The organism is Amphritea atlantica (assembly GCA_024397875.1).
GTDB lineage: Bacteria > Pseudomonadota > Gammaproteobacteria > Pseudomonadales > Balneatricaceae > Amphritea > Amphritea atlantica_B.
In genome coordinates this window covers 1974332-1992229 of the sequence record CP073344.1, presented here as the reverse complement: position 1 = coordinate 1992229, position 17898 = coordinate 1974332, and the positions used below count along the sequence as shown (strand labels likewise).

Genomic DNA, 17898 nt, shown 5'->3' with positions numbered 1-17898 from the left:
AGTAGCGTTTTTAGAATTGGTGATCTGCGTGAGCCATTCCCGTTTTACCCAGTTGGTTCCTGTCCTGTTTGTGCTGCTCTGGAGCACGGGCTTTATCGGGGCGAAGTATGCTTTGCCCTATATTGAACCTTTCTATCTCCTCTTCATCCGGATGCTGCTGACGCTGGCAGTATTCACGCTGTTAGCACTGATCTATCGTTCCCGCTGGCCCTCACTGAGCCAGGGAGGGCATCAGGCCGTGACAGGATTTCTGGTGCATGCCTGCTATCTCGGCGGCGTATTTGCGGCGATTAAGTGGCAGATGCCCGCCGGGATCGCTGCCATTGTCGTCGGGCTGCAGCCGTTGCTGACTTCACTGATCGGCTGGCACTGGCTTGGCGAGCGTTTGCGCACAGTGCAGTGGACCGGTTTGGTCATGGGGCTTGTCGGAGTCGTGATCATCCTCCTTAATGGCCAGAACAGTGAGGTGGTTGTTTTAAGGCCCGAAGCGGTCGCCGCGGTGATTATCGCGCTTTTTGCTATCTCTTTTGGCACACTTTATCAGAAACGCTTTGGTGGAAAGGTCGATCTGCTAACCGGATCGATCTGGCAATATCTGTCAACCGCCGTGGCGATGGCACTGTTGGCGTTTCTGTTTGAAGAGCGTCAGGTTGAGTGGAATATAACGCTGCTCTTGTCGCTTGGATGGCTGGTGTTTGGTCTGTCGGTCTCGGCGATTCTGTTGTTGATGTTTATGATTCGTGAGGGTGAGGCGGCCCGGGTTGCCAGTTACTTTTATCTGGTACCGCCAGTGACCTCTCTGGAAGCCTGGGTTCTCTTTGGAGAGGATCTGAGCTTGATTCAGGTGATGGCTATCGGCGTGACGGTTGCCGGTGTGTATCTGGTGCTCAGGCCAGCAATAAAACAGCCGATATAATGTCACAGAGGACTGCCGTTGCAGGTGATGTCGATGTTGATTACATGACAGTTAAACCGCTAATCTTTTCTTTTTAGTCTGCATTTCTGTGGTAAAAATGTATCATCTGATAATCAATAACATAATAATCTGATAGGTTTAAATAATGAGTGATCGTGAGTACCGTACAGTGAAATCATCGCAAACGGTTTTGAAAGAACTGATGGTTCCTTCTTATGCTAATTTCGGCGGAAAGGTTCATGGCGGTGTGATTCTGTCACTGATGGATAAGATTGCTTATACCTGCGCGGCTTCCCATGTTAAAGGTTACTGTGTAACGGCATCGGTTGATTCGGTGAACTTCCTTAACCCGGTTGAGGTGGGTGAGTTACTGACGTTGTCAGCATCGGTTAACTATGTCGGTAACTCTTCACTGGAGATCGGTATTAAAGTTGTCTCTGAAGATTTTCGTCTGGGGATTGTGAAACATACCAACACCTCTTATTTCACGATGGTGGCGATGGATGAGGAGAGCCGTAAGCCGGTGCCTGTTCCGGGTCTGATTCTTGAGGACGAGGAGGAGATTAAGCGCTTTATCGAGGGCAAGATCCGTAAGCAGCTTAAATCGGAACACCGCGCTGAAATGAAAAAAATCCGCAGCAATCTCGACCTGATCAAAGAGATTAATGCGCTGGACGGTGAAAACTGTCGTCTCTATCAGTCCTGATCGGATAACGGTTGCGGGTCTGTGCTTTCCAGATGGGCTGGCAGCCTCATGGTGTAGAAATGTTGCCGGGCATAGCTTAAAAGCGTTGCCGCAGCCGGACTCAGTGAACGTCCCTTGCGGCTGACCAGACAAATTTCACGGCGCATCTCCGGTTCAATCAGCGGTATAAACACCAGCTCTTTGAAAGACTCGGTGCTGGCTGCCAGGGCGGGCAGTACCGAGATACCGATTCTCTGGCGAATAAGCGCGGCGATACCGGCCGGATTTGAAACCTCCAGTATCGCTTTCTGATCTGATAACTGAAGCTGGCCCGCCTGACGAAACTGGTTTAGTTGCGCGCGGATGCCGGTATCGGCCGAAAGAAACAGCAACTCCTCCCCGATCAGCGTCTGCCACTCAACTGATTCGGCTTCACAAAAGCGGTGTCCGTCAGGGACAACCACGCCATAACGGTCTGTCAGCACCGGCCGATAGTTCAGTTCCGGATGGGCCGAGTGATTTGCACCGATGCCAAAGTCTACATCATTGTTCAACACCCGCTGCTCAATCTGTCCAGCACTGTCATCCCTCAGGGAGATCGCAATGGCCGGAAATTGTTGACGGTAATCATCAATGACCGGCGGCAGCAAGCGGCTGATTGTTGAGGGGGACGCGGCGATCGCTACCTGTCCCTGCTGCTGTCCGGCGATCGCCTGAAGGTCACCAATGGCAGTATCGAAATCAGAGATCAGTTTCTCGGCAACCGGACGAAATTGTTCGCCCTGCAGGGTGAGTAATACCCGCCGTGTGGTCCGGTCGAACAGGGTCAGCCCCACCGATTGTTCCAGCTGTTTAATGGTTGCAGTGAGGCTCGACTGGGTCAGGTGAAGCCGGTTGGCTGCCTGAGTGAAGCTGCCACAGCAGGCGACCTCGGTGAAGGCTCGCAGATGTCTGATAGAAAGGTTTGTGTTCATTTATCAGTTTTAATGGTTAATCAATCATATTTTATCGTTTGAATGATAAATGATATTTCTGCATTATGGCTATATATTTATCCGCCAAGAAGTCACAGGTTGAGCGATGATCCCACGTATTGCCGAAATTAACACCACTCAGAAACGCTATCTGGACTTTATAGAGTCTTTAAAAAGCAGTCACTTTGAGGGTGAAGTGAATCCTGATTATGCAAGCAGGGTTGTTCTGTCTACCGACAACAGTATCTATCAGGTGTTACCTCAGGGGGTGGTTTTCCCCAAATCAGTTGAAGATCTGGTGTTGCTGGCAGGCCTTGCAGCGGAGCCACGTTTCAAAGAGGTGGTACTCAGTGCCCGTGGCGGCGGTACCGGTACCAATGGTCAGTCCCTGACGGATGGACTGATTGTCGATATCTCCCGGCATATGAACCAGATCCTTGAGATCAACGCCGAGGAGCGCTGGGTGCGGGTGCAGGGTGGGGTGGTTAAAGATCAGCTGAACGCTGCACTGAAACCTTATGGATTGTTTTTTGCCCCAGAGCTTTCTACCAGCAACCGGGCCACCGTGGGTGGCATGATCAATACTGACGCGAGCGGTCAGGGCTCATGCATGTACGGTAAAACCCGGGACCATGTACTCGAGCTGAAGTCGGTCTTTCTCGACGGTACGCTGTGGAGTTCGGCAGCACTGAGTGACGAGGAACTGGAAGAGATAAAGCTTCGGGATGACCGGGTCGGTGAAGTTCACCGGACCGTTGATCAGGTTTTCAATGAGCATCGTGATCTGATCGACGCTAAGTTTCCTAAACTGAACCGCTGCCTGACCGGTTACGATCTGGCCCATATCCGCGATGAAGAGGGACGCTTTAACCTTAACTCAGTGCTCTGTGGTGCCGAGGGATCGCTGGCCTTTATTGCCGAAGCGAAACTGAATGTCCTGCCGATTCCGAAATACTCGGCACTGGTTAATCTCAAGTATGCTGGGTTTCAGGACTCTCTGGAAGATGCAGCTGAGCTGATGGCCTGGGGACCCACCTCAATCGAAACCGTTGATTCCAAAGTGCTGAATCTGGCGATGAACGATATTATCTGGGACAGCGTTAAAGATTACTTTCCTCATAATGAGGGGGAGCCGGCGATTCAGGGGATCAACCTGATTGAATACACCGGGGATGATGAAGAGGAGCTGAGAGCGAAAATTGCCAGGCTAACCGAACATCTGGACAGTGTTGCCGGTCAGCCAGGCAAATCCTTCGGTTATACCGTTACCTTTGGTGCGGCTGAGGTGAATAAAATCTGGGGCATGCGGAAGAAGTCCGTCGGGCTGCTGGGTAATGGTGTGGGTGAGCAGCGTCCTATCCCGTTTGTTGAGGATACCGCCGTCCCGCCGGAAAACCTGGCCGCCTATATCAAAGAGTTTCGCGCTCTGTTAGATAGTCACAACCTGGCCTATGGCATGTTTGGTCATGTGGATGCCGGTGTGCTGCACGTGCGTCCGGCAATCGATATGAAAAATGAGGCGGAAGAGGGGTTGATCCGGGTGATTTCCGATGGCGTGGTTGCCCTGACTCAGAAATATCATGGCCTGATCTGGGGGGAGCATGGCAAAGGCGTCCGCTCTGAGTATGCGCCCGCTTTTTTTGGTGAACTTTACCCCCAGCTGCAGATAATTAAAGGCGCGTTTGACCCTGCCAACCAGCTCAACCCAGGGAAGATCTGTACCCCACTGATTGATGGCGCTGAGCTGCTGAAAATTGATGAAGTACCGACCCGTGGTCAGTATGACCGCCAGATTCCGGCAGCGGCCCGGGAAGAATATAGCCAGGGGATGTTCTGTAATGGTAACGGTGCCTGCTATAACTATGATCCCAACGACGCGATGTGTCCCTCATGGAAGGCCACCCGGGAGCGTAAGCATTCGCCTAAAGGGCGTGCATCGCTGATTCGTGAATGGTTGCGACTGATGGCTCTTCAGGGCGTTGATGTGGTCGCCGAGGGCAGTAAAACGCGCTATGGATCGTTTATTGCCAGTTTGCCCGGGCGCATAAAGAACAGCTGGAATAAAAAGCAGGGAGAGTACGATTTTAACAACGAGGTGCATGAAGCGATGATGGGCTGTCTGGCCTGTAAGTCCTGTGTCGCTCAGTGCCCGATTAAGGTCAATGTGCCCGATTTTCGTGCCCGCTTTCTGGAGGCCTACTACAGCCGCTATCTGCGTCCGGCTAAGGACTATATGATTGGTGGTCTGGAGTATATGATTCCCTATCTGGCGCGTTTTCCTGCGCCTTATAACTGGATGATGAATAATACTCTGATCCAGTCTGCCATGCGGCGCTGGGGGGGAATGGTGGATAGCCCGGCGATCTGTACTAACACCCTGAAACAGGGGATGGAGCAGCGGGGCATAAAATTTGCCACGCCGGATAATTTGTCCGCTATTCTGCCTGAGCAACGCGAACAATCGGTGATTATTGTTCAGGATGCCTTTACCAGTTTCTTTGAAACCCGCCTGGTGCTGGATATTATCGATCTGCTGCGTAAAACAGGCTTTAATGTCCTTGTAGCGCCGTTTAAGCCGAACGGTAAGCCTTTGCACGTGCATGGCTTTAAGGCGGCCTTCAATAAAGCGGCTGACGTAAATACTCAAATGTTACACGAACTGGCAACCAGCGGTATATCGATGGTTGGCATCGACCCTTCTATGACCCTGACGTACCGTCAGGAATATGTCGATGATGGCAATCGGCTGCAGGTCAGGGTAGAACTGATTCAGGAGTGGCTGGCCCGGCATTGCGATCTGTTAAATCAGAAAGCAGAGGGATTGCCGAAGAATGATTACAAGCTGATGGCACATTGCTCCGAAAAAACATCAGCCGCTGCTTCAATGGCGGACTGGAAAAAGATCTTTCAGGCGCTGGGGCAAACTCTCGAACTGCAGGCCACCGGATGTTGTGGCATGTCAGGCACCTATGGTCATGAGACTGAAAACTACGATACCTCCAGGAAAATCTATGATCTGAGCTGGTCTGAGGTTGTTAATGATCCGTCAAATGAGGGCCGGCTGGTTGCTACCGGATATTCCTGCCGCAGCCAGGTTAAGCGTCTTGACGAGCAGCAGTTGCTGCATCCGTTGCAGGTGCTGCTGCAGTTGCTAAAAGCGGCTTAGTCTCGAGCGGCTGACAGGTTTGCTTTCAGAGCCGGATTACTGATCAGTATTCCGGCTTTTTTCGTTCTTCGCCTGCAGATATTTCCGGTCCATTTCACCATACTGCCGTTCATAGGAGAGTGGATCAGACCGCCATAGTCGATACAGTTTACGATCGTTGCGTGCCATAGGCGGCGGGTTGAGTTTGCGCCGTCTTATTGCCTGCCATGTGACTGGTGCGAAGACCAGCACGACAAACAGGATCACAATGATGAGTTTATATTGTTCCATTTTCAGCCCGGGTTATGGATTAAGCCTGTTTAACACAGCTATAGTAACGCTTTCGCTGTATCTCTTTATATATTTTTGGACAGTTATTTAATGAGTCGGATCGACCACTGGAACAAGCGATACCTGAATAAAACCGCTACAGCATCAGTATTGCCCGCTGAACTGCAGCGCAAGCTTGACGATTTAGCGCCTGGACGAACTCTGGATCTGGCGTGTGGCGATGGCGCCGCAGCACTGTATCTGGCTTCTGCAGGGCATAATCTGATGGCGGTAGATTTTGCTGTTGAAGGGCTCAGGCGCCTGCAACAATTTGCTGCTGACGTTAATGTGGACGTGGAAACACAGGCGCTTGATCTGAACGATAGCGGCGCGCTCAGCGGGCTGGGGCGCTTTGATAATATAGTGATTCTGCGTTATCTGCCGGATCAGACACTCCTGGATACGCTGCCTGATCTGATGAAGCCCGGTGCCCGCCTGCTGATTATTACCTTCAACCTGGAATATCACAGGCAAACAGGGTTCCCTGAACGGTTTTGTTTACAGCCGGGTGAACTGACAGACAAGCTGCCCCAGCTTACCCTGAGCCGCTACGACAACGGCAGATTAAAGGGAAGTCTGTTCGATAGTTATCTTTTTACACTTTAATGTCGAATTTTCCGCCTATGGTGCAAGTGCAAAAAAACCTAAGATAGGTGATCATACAGACCCGTGAACGGTTTAATTTAAGGAGCATACTCGTGGACGATTTATTACCTGAACTTTGTGACCAGTTTCCCGATCTGGTACAGGTTGTAGAGCCGATGTTTGGCAACTTTGGTGGTCGTGAACGTTTTGGTGGCGAAATGGTTACCCTGAAAGCGTTTGAAGATAACTCCCTGGTACGTGAACAGGTTGCTTTACCAGGTGAGGGACGTGTGCTGGTTGTTGATAGTGGTGGCTCCATGCGTCGGGCAATGCTGGGCGATATGCTGGCGGAAAAAGCGGTGCTTAATGGCTGGTCGGGTATCATCATTTACGGCTGTATCCGTGATGTCAATGCGATCGGCGAGCTTGATCTGGGGGTTCAGGCGTTGGGGGCAAACCCGATGAAAACCGATAAGAAAGGGCTCGGTGAGCTGAATGTGGACCTGACCTTTGGCGGTGTAACCTTTAAGCCGGGCCAGTATGTTTATGCCGATAACAATGGCATCCTTGTCTCGCCGGAGAAGCTTGAACTGAGTGACGGCTGATTTAGAGTCTTGGTTGAGTATTAAATAATAAAAAGGCCGCTAATGCGGCCTTATAGTTTGCTTTCAAAGATTCACTCTTCCGGTATCAATGTGCCTTTGATCTGATAGCTCTTACCTCGGAAGAAGGCGAGCTCATCTCCCTTCTGGTTATAGAGGGTTATATCATATACGCCGGTACGACCGCTGCGGCTGCGTTCCTGGGCAACGGCTGTCAGAATGTCTCCTTCGAAGCCCGGCGCAATATATTCAATGCTGCAACCGCTGGCAACGGTTGAGCGGTTATAGGTGTTGCATGAATGTGCAAATGCCGTGTCGCACAAGGTGAACATACAGCCACCATGACTGATCGCATGCCCATTGAGCATATCTTTTCGCACGAGCATCGATAGTTTGGCATAACCCGGCGCGATCTCATCAATGATCATCCCCATCGCCTGAGCCGCCTGATCGCCACTGTGCAGTGCATCACTGCAGGCTTCAGCCAGTTGTTGTGCTGTCATCTCACTGGGTTTCATCTCAGGCACCTCCGGCCACTTTTCTCAGTAATAGGGGAGATGCCCGGTAACGGTCTTCACCGTAAGCATCCATCAGGTTATCCAGAACATCGAGCGCATAGCTGAGTTCGAGATTGTTCACCCATTCAATCGGGCCGCAGGGGTAGTTCACGCCGCCTTTCATGGCGATATCGACCGCCTGTTCATCACAGACCTGTTGGTTTACGGCATCGAATCCCTCGTTGGCCAGCATGCAGACCGTACGCATTACGATCATACCGGGTATATCATCAATAATGCTGACAGACTTGCCGATCGCCTGAAACAGACCAACGGCTGCCTGAATCGCTTCGGCTGATGCCTGATCGGCAGGTGCCAGCGCTATACGAGTGGCCTGGCTATAATTCAGCGCCAGATCAAAATTGATCAGGTTGGGACGCAGGGTTTCACCGGCTCTCATAGTGGTGAACTGGCCGTTTGTGAGCATTACCGTGGCGTCACCGACTGTGATCATCCCTTCCACTTCATCATTATCGATCCGGTTGACTCTGATACCGGCTTGTTCAAACAGTGAAACGAGAGGTTCGGCAACACCCAGAGCGCCCTCGACGGTGATTGACTCAGGTGCCGGGCAGGGATCAGCCGTTTTTACCGCGGGTTTAACCGCATTGTCACTGTAATCATAAAAGCCCCGTCCGGTTTTACGTCCCAGATGACCGGCATCAACCAGCTCTTTCTGGATCAGTGACGGCAGGAAGCGCTGATCGTTATAGAATGCAGAAAAGACCGAGCAGGTTACCGCGTAATTGACATCATGACCGATCAGATCCATCAGTTCGAAGGGCCCCATGCGGAATCCACCGCATTCACGCATCAGTGCATCGATAGTGGCGATATCAGCGCCGCCTTCCTGACAGATTCGCAAACCTTCAGCATAGAAGGGGCGGGCTACCCTGTTAACGATAAATCCAGGTGTTGACTTAGCCAGTACCGGTTGCTTCCCCCAGCTGGCTGAAAGCGCATAGATATCAGCGGCAATCTGTGGGTCAGTATCGAGACCACTGATCACTTCGACCAGTTTCATAATTGGCGCTGGATTGAAGAAGTGCATGCCCACCAGATTTTGTGGTCGCTGCAGTGTTGAGCCAATGGCGGTTACTGATATCGAGGAGGTATTGGTTGCGATGACGGTGCTCTCGGCACAGATCTCTTCCAGTTGACCAAAGACCTGCTGCTTAATGTCCAGGCGTTCGACAATCGCTTCGATAACCAGGTTGGCAGAAGCCAGGTCCGTTAGTGCATCAACAGGGTTTAAGCGGGCTAGCAGGGCGTCTGCGTCTGTCTGCGTGATTTTGCCCCGCTGAACCAGTTTAGCCAGCCCTTTAGCAGTATTATCAATACCCCGTTTGGCTGCGCCTTCAGCGGCATCATACAGCAGTACCTGATGGCCAGCGTTTGCGGCTACCTGTGCAATTCCGGCACCCATTGTGCCTGCACCGATAACGGCGATTACTGAGTCATTTGTAAAACGGCTCATATCTGTTTACTCCGTTACTTACCAGTAAATTGTGGCGGGCGTTTGGTCATAAATGCGCTGACCCCTTCACGGTAATCGTCTGTGCGTCCCGCCAGGGTTTGCAGATCCCTTTCCAGGTCCAACTGCTCATCAAAGCTGTTGTTGGCAGACGACTGCAGTGCGCGTTTAATCAGTGCAAGGCCTTTAGTGGGCTGGGTGGCTAACTGTTTAGCCATGCTCAGCGCCGCATCGCTCAATGCTTCAGGCTCGTAGGTTTTCCAGATCATTCCCCATTGCTCGGCCTGTTCTGCAGAGAGTTTTTCGCCCAGCAAAGACAGCGCCATGGCGCGTGGGAATCCGATTGCACGGGGCAATGTCCAGGTGCCACCGGAATCCGGAATCAGGCCGATCTTGCAGAATGCCTGGATAAAGCTGGCCGTTTTTGCTGCCAGCACGATATCACAGGCCAGTGCGATATTAGCCCCCGCACCCGCGGCTACACCGTTAACCGCGCATATTACCGGCATCTCCAGTGAGGCGATAGCGCGGATCATCGGGTTATAATTTTTTTCGATGGATTCACCCAGGTTTGGCACCTCTGCGTCGGGATCCACTGCCCGGTCGCTGAGATCCTGACCGGCGCAGAAACCCCGGCCGTTACCGGTTATCAGCAGGCAGCGAACAGCCTCATCTTTCCTTACCTGCTTAAGAACATCGCGAACCTCAGCGTGCATCTCAGTGTTGAAACTGTTGAGGCTTTCCGGCCGGTTCAGTGTCAGGACGGCGACCCCCTGGGTAATCTCAAATTCAATAGTGTTATATGACATCTTATTATTTTCCTCGAAAGTCAGGTCGACGTTTTTCCATGAAGGCAGCGATGCCTTCGTTTCTATCTTCTGTGGCAGCCAGCAGGGTAAAGGCCTTACGTTCCAGATTAAGTCCGGTTTCCAGCGTCGTCTCATAGGCTTTAAGCAGTGATTCTTTTGCCAGGCGCACGGCAAGCGGGGGTTTCCCAGCGATACTCTTTGCCAGCTTTAACGCCCGGCTATAACTCATTTCAGGGATCGTTATTTCGCTTACCAGGCCAAAATCACGGGCCTGTTCGGCACTGATAAATTCACCGGAGAGCACCAGTTGCATTGCCATCGATTTACCTACGGTTCGGAGTAATCGTTGCGTACCACCAGCACCGGGGATAATCCCCAGGTTTATCTCTGGCTGGCCAAACTGAGCATTGTCGCCCGCGATAACAATATCGCAGTGCATCATCAGTTCACAGCCGCCACCCAGGGCGAAGCCGTTGACCGCAGCAATAATCGGTTTAGGGTATTGTGCGATACGTCGCCAGTAGGTGGGGCGGATATCGTTCATTACTCCGACAGCATCCAGTTCAGCCATCTCTTTGATGTCAGCCCCGGCAGCGAAGACTTTTTCGCCGCCGGTGATAACCACAGCTCTGACGTTGTCATTGCTGATGGTGGCGTCGAGTGTCTCTGCTAACTCCCGTAGCAGGTTATTGCACAGAGCATTGCGTGCTTCAGGGCGGTTCAGGGTAATCGTTATTACCCCTGAATCAGGCGCCGTAACCAGAATATCTTGATAATCAGGCATGGTATTTCTCAGCATAGTGGGTATCGAAAGTGGCTGTCAGCCTAAGCCCGGCGGGCTAATGTCTATTATTTTAGTGGAGAACTCTGTTTGATGGTTTATGAACCAACAAACTGGAATCCTCCCGGTTCTGTGAGGGTGTCTGTCTTTGCAGGCATCACCATTTTAACCAGCAGAGCACAGGTTACCGTAAAACGGCAAAGGGATACAAATATATTATAGATAAATTGTCTTTTCGTATCACTTTGTTTAGTGTATCTTTTATACATACAGTGATTAGTCAGCCAGTTAAGCCCCGGTTGTAACAAAGTCTGCTTTAATAAAGCACAGTAAAGCAGACTTTGTTACAACCGGTCTGGGTGACAATGGTAGTCATAAAACCTATGCAGGCAGAACGGCCGAGTTCTACACAAGGCCGTTCTGCTAAGAGATAAAAGCCTTCCGGGCCAAATAAAAGAAAGAGAATCTGGTATGAGCCAAACCCTGTTTGATCTGCACAAAGCAAAACTTGATGCCGCGCTGAACGCGTTACGTACCCGTGATTATTACAGTGCATATGCTGAAAGCCCCAGCCCTCGAAAATATGGTGAAACCGCCGATAAGGACGGGCAGGCGGCATTCAAGGCGCACCTGAATGGTTCCTTTATGCTGGATATGCCTGGCATCACCGGAGAAGCGGGTAGTGAAGCCTCCCCCTATGGTTTTGATCTTGGAATCAAATATCCGACGGTTGATATCGATATTCTGCTGCCAGCGATGAATGAAGCGCGAAAAGTCTGGCGTGATATCGGTGTTGAAGCCCGTACAGGAATCTGTCTCGAAATTCTCAAGCGAATTAATCAGCGCAGCTTTGAGATCGGCTATGCGGTGATGCATACCTCCGGTCAGGGCTTTATGATGGCCTTTCAGGCTGGAGGTCCCCATGCTCAGGATCGCGGTCTTGAAGCGGTGGCTTATGGCTATGATGCGATGACCCATTCGCCTGCGACAGCAACCTGGACCAAGCCGCAGGGCAAGCATGATCCGCTGGTAATGAAAAAGACATTCACTGTAGCCGGACGTGGTGTGGCTCTGGTGATCGGTTGTTCAACTTTTCCGACCTGGAATACCTACCCCGGCCTGTTTGCGTCGCTGGTCACCGGTAATCCAGTGGTGGTTAAACCCCATCCGGCCGGTATTCTGCCTGCAGCGATCAGCGTTAGAATCGCTCAGGAAGTGTTGAGTGAACAGGGTCTGCCGCCCCATATCGTTTCTATGGTTATCGATGCCGATCCTGCTCAGCCCTGCACCAAGGAGCTGGCGCAGCGGGACGAAGTGAAGCTGATCGATTTCACCGGTAATACGCCATTCGGCGACTGGCTGGAGCATAACTGCCATCAGGCTCAGGTTTACACCGAGAAAGCGGGTGTTAATACCATCATTATCGACTCTACCGATAACTTTAAAGGGATGATTCAGAATCTTTCGTTTACTCTGAGTCTATATTCCGGGCAGATGTGTACCACGCCTCAGGATATCTTTATCCCGGCTGAGGGTATCGAAACCGATCAGGGGCACAAAAGTTTCGATGAAGTCGCTGAAGCGTTGAGCACCGGCATTACCCGTTTCCTCTCTGATCCGGAACGTGCCGGCATGGTGCTGGGTTGCATTCAGGCAGACGTTACAGACAAGCGAGTCGACAGCGCCCGCGAACTGGGTGAGCAGATCGGTACTGTGGTACGCGAATCTGATCGTCCTGAAAACCCGTGGTTTAAAGAGGGGCGGATGCGCAGTCCGCTGCTGATCGCTGTGGATGCAGATAAAGAGGATGCCTATATGGAAGAGCTGTTCGGTCCGATCAGCTTCCTGGTACGCACCGACAGCACCGCTCATTCTATCGAGCTGGCCCATAAGGCGGTAAAGAATCACGGTGCGATCACCATGGGGTGCTACTCAACCAGCGATGCCGTGCTGGAACAGATTGAAGAGGCGGCACTGGATTCCGGTGTTGCACTGTCTATCAATCTGACTGCGGGAGTCTATGTTAATCAGAGTGCGGCTTTCAGTGATTTTCATGCCACCGGCTGTAACCCGGCCGCTAATGCTTCACTGTCAGATCTGGCCTATGTCGCGAACCGTTTCCGTATTATCCAGAGCCGCAAACACGCATAACAGAAAAGTAACGGAAAAGGGCTGGTTATGAACTACCATTGCATTCTGACGGAAGTGAATCAGGGGGTTGGGATTATTACGCTCAACCGACCTGAAGTAATGAACGCGCTGAACGAAATGCTGTGTCGTGAAGTGGGTGAGGCGATTGATCAGTTTGAAGCCGATGAAGGCATCGGCTGTATCATCATCACCGGTGGCGAACAGGTGTTTGCTGCGGGGGCCGATATAAAGGAGATGAAGGGACAGTCGTTTGCCGACCTGCATCGTAAGGATTTTCCCCGGGTTCAGCGAGACTGCTGGCGTGCCATTGAAGATGCCCGTAAGCCGGTTATTGCAGCGGTCGCCGGTTTTGCACTGGGCGGTGGTTGTGAGATGACCATGGCCTGCGATTTTATAATCGCCGCTGATACGGCTAAGTTCGGCCAGCCTGAAATCGGCATTGGCACGATGCCGGGGGCCGGAGGCACTCAGCGACTCACTAAAGCGGTAGGCAAGGCCAAAGCGATGGAGATGTGTCTGACCGGTCGTATGATGGATGCGCCGGAAGCCGAGCGAGTCGGCCTGGTTGCGCGTATCGTACCGGCTGAATGTCTGGCCGAGCAGGCGCTTAAAACAGCGTCTAAGATTGCCTCAATGTCACAGCCTGCGGTTATGCTGATTAAAGAGAGTGTTAACATGGCAGTTAGCTGTTCTCTCGACGATGGTTTGCGGTTTGAACGCCGGGCATTTGAAGCCACTTTCGCCTTTGATGATTGTGCCGAAGGGATGAACGCCTTCGCAGAAAAACGTAAACCGGAGTTCAAAAACCGCTGATATAGAGCAGTTAAACCGTTCTGATAAAGCCGCCATGACATCGTACTGGCGGCTTTTGTGTTTCTGGAAGCGGTATACTGTTAGTCATCATTCAGATAAATGATCAGATAAATAAGCAGAGTTAATGTTATGAAGTTATCAGGTAAAACGGCCTGGATTACCGGTGCCAGTTCCGGTATCGGCCGGGCGACAGCAAGGTTGTTAGCCGCTGAAGGTGCCGATCTGGTGATCAGTGCCCGGCGTGAAGAACGGCTACAGCAGCTGGCGGATGAGATCGGTAAGCAGGGACGTAAAGTCACTATCGCCACTGTTGATGTATCAGACCGACAGGGGATGCAGACAGTGGCTGAGATGATCGCCTCGCTGGGCGGTGTCGATATCCTCATTAACAACGCCGGCACCATGCCGATCAGCCCGATCATCAATGGCCGGGTAGATGAGTGGGAGCAGATGATCGATACTAATATTAAGGGCGTGTTGTATGCGATCAATGGGGTCTATCCCGGCATGGCTGAGCGCAAGCAGGGACATATCGTTAATATAAGTTCGGTCGCCGCCCGGCTGACCTATCCCAGTGCGGGAGTCTACGCCGGAACCAAGCATGCGGTACGGGCGATCTCTGACACCCTGCGAAAAGAGGCGATCCGCTACGGTGTACGGGTGACTGATATTCAGCCTGGCTCGGTAGATACTGAGTTGCCAGACAGTATTGTCCATGAGAAGATCCGCGCAGCCGTGAAAGGCAATATGTATGGTGAAGATATGCTCAATCTCAAGCCCGAGGATATCGCCAATGCCATTCTGTATGCCATCACCCAGCCGGCACATGTGGATGTCAGCGAACTGCTTATCCGCCCGCTGGTACAGGAAAATTAAGCCGGCTTGCCCTGCTTAATTGTAAGCCTGAGGTTATCTTTATCGCGCTGTTAACGTAAGATCGGTTTACAGATTTGCGAATAACAGCTTGGGATATTTATTTTGTACAAGTTACTGATTTTTGACTGGGACGGCACCATCATCGATTCTGCTGCACGGATCGTTTCCAGCATGCAAAAAGCAGCGCGGGATCTCGATCAGCCTGAACTGACCGATGACGCTGTGCGTAACATTATTGGGCTGGGATTGCCTGAAGCGATTCGGGCGCTGATTCCTGATGTCGACGATGCCATCATCCCCCAATTGCGGGAGCGCTATGGCCATTATTATCTGAATGCTGACGACACGCCGACTGCGTTGTTTGAGGGTGTAGAAGAAACCCTGGTTAACCTCAGGCAGAAAGGCTTTCGGCTGGCCGTTGCTACCGGTAAAAGTCGCCGCGGACTGCAGCGGGTTTTTGGGGATACGGGGCTTGAATACCTGTTTGAAACCTCCCGCTGTGCCGATGAAACCACCTCAAAGCCCCATCCGCATATGCTTGAAGAGATTCTTGACGAGACTGGTTTAGCTGCAACTGATGCGGTGATGATCGGTGATACGGAATTTGATCTGGAAATGGGTGTCAGAGCAGGTATGGATACGATAGCGGTCAGTTATGGTGCGCATCATATTGACCGGTTAATGCAATACAACCCGGCACTGGTGATGCACCGTTTTCCTGAACTGGAAAGCTGGCTGACAGATGTATCACTGAATCATTCATAAAGCGATAATGAAATTTTAAGCACATTAAGGAGAACCGCGTGGGCTCAAATCCCTGGGAAGCTGAAGACAGCAAGGAAACTGAAGCTGCAAAACCAAGTGAGAGCAAAACCAAAGAGTGGCGATTGATAGAGAAAACCATGATGGGGCTGCAGAAAGAGCAGCGTGCGGCCCGTCGCTGGGGGATCTTCTTCAAATTGCTGACCTTTGGTTATCTGTTTGTGATTCTCGGCATTTATCTGTTTGCGGACACTTTCACCCCGGATATGGATGAGGGTGGGGAGCATACGGCAGTGGTACAGGTAAAAGGTGTGATTGCCGATGGCGAAGATGCCAGTGCCGATCATATTATTGGTGCGCTGCGCAGAGCCTTTGAAGATGAGGGGAGCAAGGCGATTATTCTGCGGATTAACAGTCCCGGTGGCAGCCCGGTTCAGTCAGGCTATGTCTACGATGAAGTAAAGCGTCTGCGGGCGCTGCATCCTGAGAAAAAAGTCTACGCCGTGATTCTGGATATTGGCGCATCAGGGGCGTACTACATTGCAGCCTCTGCGGATGAAATTTACGCCGATAAAGCCAGTTTGGTGGGCTCCATTGGCGTGGTATCTTCGGGCTTTGGATTTGTTGATCTGATGGAGAAGGTCGGCGTTGAACGTCGTAACCTGATCTCGGGTGAGAATAAAACCTTCCTCGATCCGTTTTCACCACTGAAGGATAAAGACCGGGCTTTTTGGCAGACGGTGCTGGATACGACGCATAAGCAGTTTATCGATCAGGTGCGTAAAGGTCGTGGCGACCGCCTGCAACAAAACGATCAGTTGTTCAGCGGTCTGGTATGGACCGGCGAACAGGCGCTGGATCTGGGCCTGATCGACGGTCTCGGCAGCAGCGGTTACGTGGCCAGGGAAATTGTCGGCGCAGAAAAACTGGTCGACTACACACCTAAAGGCTCACCACTGGAGCAGTTGATCGACCGGCTCGGCGTTACCTTTGGTAAAACCATCGCCAGCCAGATGGGGCTTAACAACTCAGTACAGCTGCGCTGAAAATCAGGCACTGAAAGTGAAGGCCGTTGCAGAGATGCAGCGGCCTTTTTTATTGTCTGTTTGCAGGTTCAACAGTGTCAACTTCCCATCTATGGCCTAAGCTGGTTTGATGAGTACCAACGGATTAGTGTTACTGAAGCACTGATACTTTCCTCATTTTAATACAGAAACAGTGTAGTTATTGCCTGTATAGCAACAGTTTAATCGTTTCGCAGACCAGAGAATCTGGCAGCTTAAGCTGGCTGTCACAGAGTCTGCACCTGAATCGCGCTTTGTCATGGATGAGTTTCATACAGATCCCCACAGCTAAGCCGCTGCGGCAGCAAAATGCGCCAATCAGGCTACCCGGTAGTTGTAGGCAGAATACAGTCTGCTTGACGACCCGGTAGCCATACTTACTTAACCGCAAAAAGGAAATCCGCATGCGAATAGCTAAACAAGACATTGATGTAAAAATGGAGATTCCCGGCGCTGTGATTCGTCAGCAAACGGAGTTTGGTGATGCCACAGGGCTGGGGAAAATCAGTGGAGAATACTTCACGCTTTCGGCCGGTGTCGATACCACTCCGCTGTTTCAGGGGCTGGATGGTAATATGTGTCAGTGTCCTCACTGGGGCTTCGTTGTAAAAGGTGAGTTGACCACCACCGATGCCAGCGGCAAACAGGAGACGGTAAATACCAATGACCTGTTTTACTGGCCTCCGGGCCACAACGTAAAGGTCACTGCCGATGCTGAGATCGTGATGTTCAGCCCTCAGAGTGAGCACAGCCATGTAATCAGTCATATGATCGAGAAAGTGAGTGGCTGAATCTGAATGTCTTCTTATCAGATCTGATTGAAATTTATTGCAAGCGCCTTGTAGTCACTATGGGGCGTTTTCTATATAAGCACCTGAAAAAAGGGGCAGGCGGTGCACTGATCAGATCTCCGGCTTTGTCCTCTATGCTCTTTTCTATTTATCTCCAGACAGTGGTTGGCATCGCTTTATAATGGCTGAAAGATTGTTTAACTTAAGGGGATACGCTAAAAGGTTTACCTGTAAATAATAAAAAATTACCCAACTGTGGCCTGTGTGATGCCAGTATCGTTTTGTTTAATAAAGTTTCTCAGCTGATTGAAGACGCTGCTTGGTGGCTTTGGAGAGCCGGATAAAGTTTACCGATTATTTTTGAGGTTGATGGCTTATATAACCAGATATCTGCCTTTACTGTTGGTTTCAGGCAAGGCGTTGTTAGCTGACGCATGGTCGTGGCACAAATAGGTTTCATGTTGAACGGTTGAGCTGCACTATATAGCAGCATCAGTTCCGGGTGGATCGGAACTGAGCATCAGAGGATCATACGCATCAAACACCTGAATAAGTTTTGATGCGCTTAACACAGAGGCTTTTA

Annotated in this window: 17 protein-coding genes; 11 read left to right on the top strand and 6 right to left on the bottom strand. The window is 51.3% G+C overall.

Annotation, left to right across the window (positions count from 1 at the left end):
• Positions 1 to 28 precede the first annotated feature (28 nt).
• Positions 29 to 916 (top strand): EamA family transporter, encoded by an 888-nt coding sequence (locus KDX31_09120; GenBank protein UTW05134.1) that lies wholly within the window; start codon positions 29 to 31, stop codon positions 914 to 916.
• Positions 917 to 1061: 145 nt separating this feature from the next.
• Positions 1062 to 1622: an acyl-CoA thioesterase gene (locus tag KDX31_09115; GenBank protein ID UTW05133.1), complete on the top strand. Its 561-nt coding sequence runs from the start codon at positions 1062 to 1064 to the stop codon at positions 1620 to 1622.
• On the opposite strand, the gene KDX31_09110 is transcribed toward KDX31_09115, so the two are convergent.
• Positions 1613 to 2575, bottom strand: coding sequence for a LysR family transcriptional regulator (locus KDX31_09110; GenBank protein ID UTW05132.1), 963 nt, complete (start codon positions 2573 to 2575; stop codon positions 1613 to 1615). The genes KDX31_09115 and KDX31_09110 overlap by 10 nt on opposite strands.
• Positions 2576 to 2681: 106 nt before the next feature.
• Here KDX31_09110 and KDX31_09105 point away from each other — a divergent pair, with 106 nt between their 5' ends.
• Positions 2682 to 5741: an FAD-binding oxidoreductase gene (locus KDX31_09105; GenBank protein UTW05131.1), complete on the top strand. Its 3060-nt coding sequence runs from the start codon at positions 2682 to 2684 to the stop codon at positions 5739 to 5741.
• A gap of 36 nt (positions 5742 to 5777) precedes the next feature.
• On the opposite strand, the gene KDX31_09100 is transcribed toward KDX31_09105, so the two are convergent.
• On the bottom strand, positions 5778 to 6011 hold the full coding sequence (locus KDX31_09100) for a hypothetical protein (protein ID UTW05130.1): 234 nt from the start codon (positions 6009 to 6011) through the stop codon (positions 5778 to 5780).
• 90 nt (positions 6012 to 6101) lie between these two features.
• Here KDX31_09100 and KDX31_09095 point away from each other — a divergent pair, with 90 nt between their 5' ends.
• Positions 6102 to 6656 carry a methyltransferase domain-containing protein gene (locus tag KDX31_09095; GenBank protein UTW05129.1) on the top strand — a complete coding sequence of 185 codons (555 nt, stop codon included), beginning with the start codon at positions 6102 to 6104 and terminating at the stop codon, positions 6654 to 6656.
• Between the two features lie 92 nt (positions 6657 to 6748).
• Positions 6749 to 7240 carry a ribonuclease E activity regulator RraA gene (rraA, locus tag KDX31_09090; protein ID UTW05128.1) on the top strand — a complete coding sequence of 164 codons (492 nt, stop codon included), beginning with the start codon at positions 6749 to 6751 and terminating at the stop codon, positions 7238 to 7240.
• Between the two features lie 71 nt (positions 7241 to 7311).
• Here the strand turns inward: rraA and paaI are convergent, their stop codons facing one another.
• From paaI to KDX31_09070, 4 genes are read right to left on the bottom strand one after another with little or no spacing between them, the layout of a single operon-like run.
• A complete protein-coding gene (paaI, locus tag KDX31_09085) occupies positions 7312 to 7755 on the bottom strand; it encodes a hydroxyphenylacetyl-CoA thioesterase PaaI (protein UTW05127.1) in 444 nt (147 codons plus the stop codon).
• 1 nt (position 7756) lies between these two features.
• Complete coding sequence (gene paaC / locus KDX31_09080; protein UTW05126.1) at positions 7757 to 9271, bottom strand: 3-hydroxyacyl-CoA dehydrogenase PaaC; 1515 nt, start codon at positions 9269 to 9271, stop codon at positions 7757 to 7759.
• A 14-nt stretch (positions 9272 to 9285) separates the two neighbouring features.
• Positions 9286 to 10077: a 2-(1,2-epoxy-1,2-dihydrophenyl)acetyl-CoA isomerase gene (locus KDX31_09075; GenBank protein UTW05125.1), complete on the bottom strand. Its 792-nt coding sequence runs from the start codon at positions 10075 to 10077 to the stop codon at positions 9286 to 9288.
• Positions 10078 to 10081: 4 nt separating this feature from the next.
• Positions 10082 to 10861 carry a 2,3-dehydroadipyl-CoA hydratase gene (locus tag KDX31_09070; GenBank protein ID UTW05124.1) on the bottom strand — a complete coding sequence of 260 codons (780 nt, stop codon included), beginning with the start codon at positions 10859 to 10861 and terminating at the stop codon, positions 10082 to 10084.
• Between the two features lie 468 nt (positions 10862 to 11329).
• Between KDX31_09070 and paaN the strand changes: the two genes are divergently transcribed.
• The 6 genes from paaN to KDX31_09040 all read left to right on the top strand — a co-directional run bounded on the left by paaN (position 11330) and on the right by KDX31_09040 (position 17315).
• Complete coding sequence (paaN, locus tag KDX31_09065) at positions 11330 to 13009, top strand: phenylacetic acid degradation protein PaaN (protein ID UTW05123.1); 1680 nt, start codon at positions 11330 to 11332, stop codon at positions 13007 to 13009.
• Positions 13010 to 13036: 27 nt separating this feature from the next.
• The gene (locus KDX31_09060) at positions 13037 to 13822 is read left to right on the top strand and encodes an enoyl-CoA hydratase/isomerase family protein (protein ID UTW05122.1); all 786 of its coding nucleotides are present in this window, start codon (positions 13037 to 13039) and stop codon (positions 13820 to 13822) included.
• A 129-nt stretch (positions 13823 to 13951) separates the two neighbouring features.
• A complete protein-coding gene (locus KDX31_09055; GenBank protein UTW05121.1) occupies positions 13952 to 14698 on the top strand; it encodes an SDR family oxidoreductase in 747 nt (248 codons plus the stop codon).
• A 102-nt stretch (positions 14699 to 14800) separates the two neighbouring features.
• Positions 14801 to 15463, top strand: a complete 663-nt coding sequence (locus KDX31_09050; protein UTW05120.1) for an HAD-IA family hydrolase — start codon at positions 14801 to 14803, stop codon at positions 15461 to 15463.
• A 137-nt stretch (positions 15464 to 15600) separates the two neighbouring features.
• Entirely contained in the window at positions 15601 to 16506 is a 906-nt protein-coding gene (gene sppA / locus KDX31_09045) for a signal peptide peptidase SppA (GenBank protein UTW05345.1), read from the top strand.
• Positions 16507 to 16928: 422 nt separating this feature from the next.
• Complete coding sequence (locus KDX31_09040; GenBank protein UTW05119.1) at positions 16929 to 17315, top strand: hypothetical protein; 387 nt, start codon at positions 16929 to 16931, stop codon at positions 17313 to 17315.
• Positions 17316 to 17898 lie beyond the last annotated feature (583 nt).

Coding starts and splice junctions, on each gene's coding strand:
- KDX31_09055 (UTW05121.1), top strand. CDS start 13,952: ATGAAGTTATCAGGTAAAACGGCCTGGATTACCGGTGCCAGTTCCGGT.
- KDX31_09070 (UTW05124.1), bottom strand. CDS start 10,861: ATGCCTGATTATCAAGATATTCTGGTTACGGCGCCTGATTCAGGGGTA.
- KDX31_09095 (UTW05129.1), top strand. CDS start 6,102: ATGAGTCGGATCGACCACTGGAACAAGCGATACCTGAATAAAACCGCT.
- KDX31_09115 (UTW05133.1), top strand. CDS start 1,062: ATGAGTGATCGTGAGTACCGTACAGTGAAATCATCGCAAACGGTTTTG.
- KDX31_09100 (UTW05130.1), bottom strand. CDS start 6,011: ATGGAACAATATAAACTCATCATTGTGATCCTGTTTGTCGTGCTGGTC.
- paaC (UTW05126.1), bottom strand. CDS start 9,271: ATGAGCCGTTTTACAAATGACTCAGTAATCGCCGTTATCGGTGCAGGC.
- KDX31_09040 (UTW05119.1), top strand. CDS start 16,929: ATGCGAATAGCTAAACAAGACATTGATGTAAAAATGGAGATTCCCGGC.
- KDX31_09110 (UTW05132.1), bottom strand. CDS start 2,575: ATGAACACAAACCTTTCTATCAGACATCTGCGAGCCTTCACCGAGGTC.
- KDX31_09105 (UTW05131.1), top strand. CDS start 2,682: ATGATCCCACGTATTGCCGAAATTAACACCACTCAGAAACGCTATCTG.
- paaN (UTW05123.1), top strand. CDS start 11,330: ATGAGCCAAACCCTGTTTGATCTGCACAAAGCAAAACTTGATGCCGCG.
- KDX31_09075 (UTW05125.1), bottom strand. CDS start 10,077: ATGTCATATAACACTATTGAATTTGAGATTACCCAGGGGGTCGCCGTC.
- KDX31_09060 (UTW05122.1), top strand. CDS start 13,037: ATGAACTACCATTGCATTCTGACGGAAGTGAATCAGGGGGTTGGGATT.
- sppA (UTW05345.1), top strand. CDS start 15,601: ATGATGGGGCTGCAGAAAGAGCAGCGTGCGGCCCGTCGCTGGGGGATC.
- paaI (UTW05127.1), bottom strand. CDS start 7,755: ATGAAACCCAGTGAGATGACAGCACAACAACTGGCTGAAGCCTGCAGT.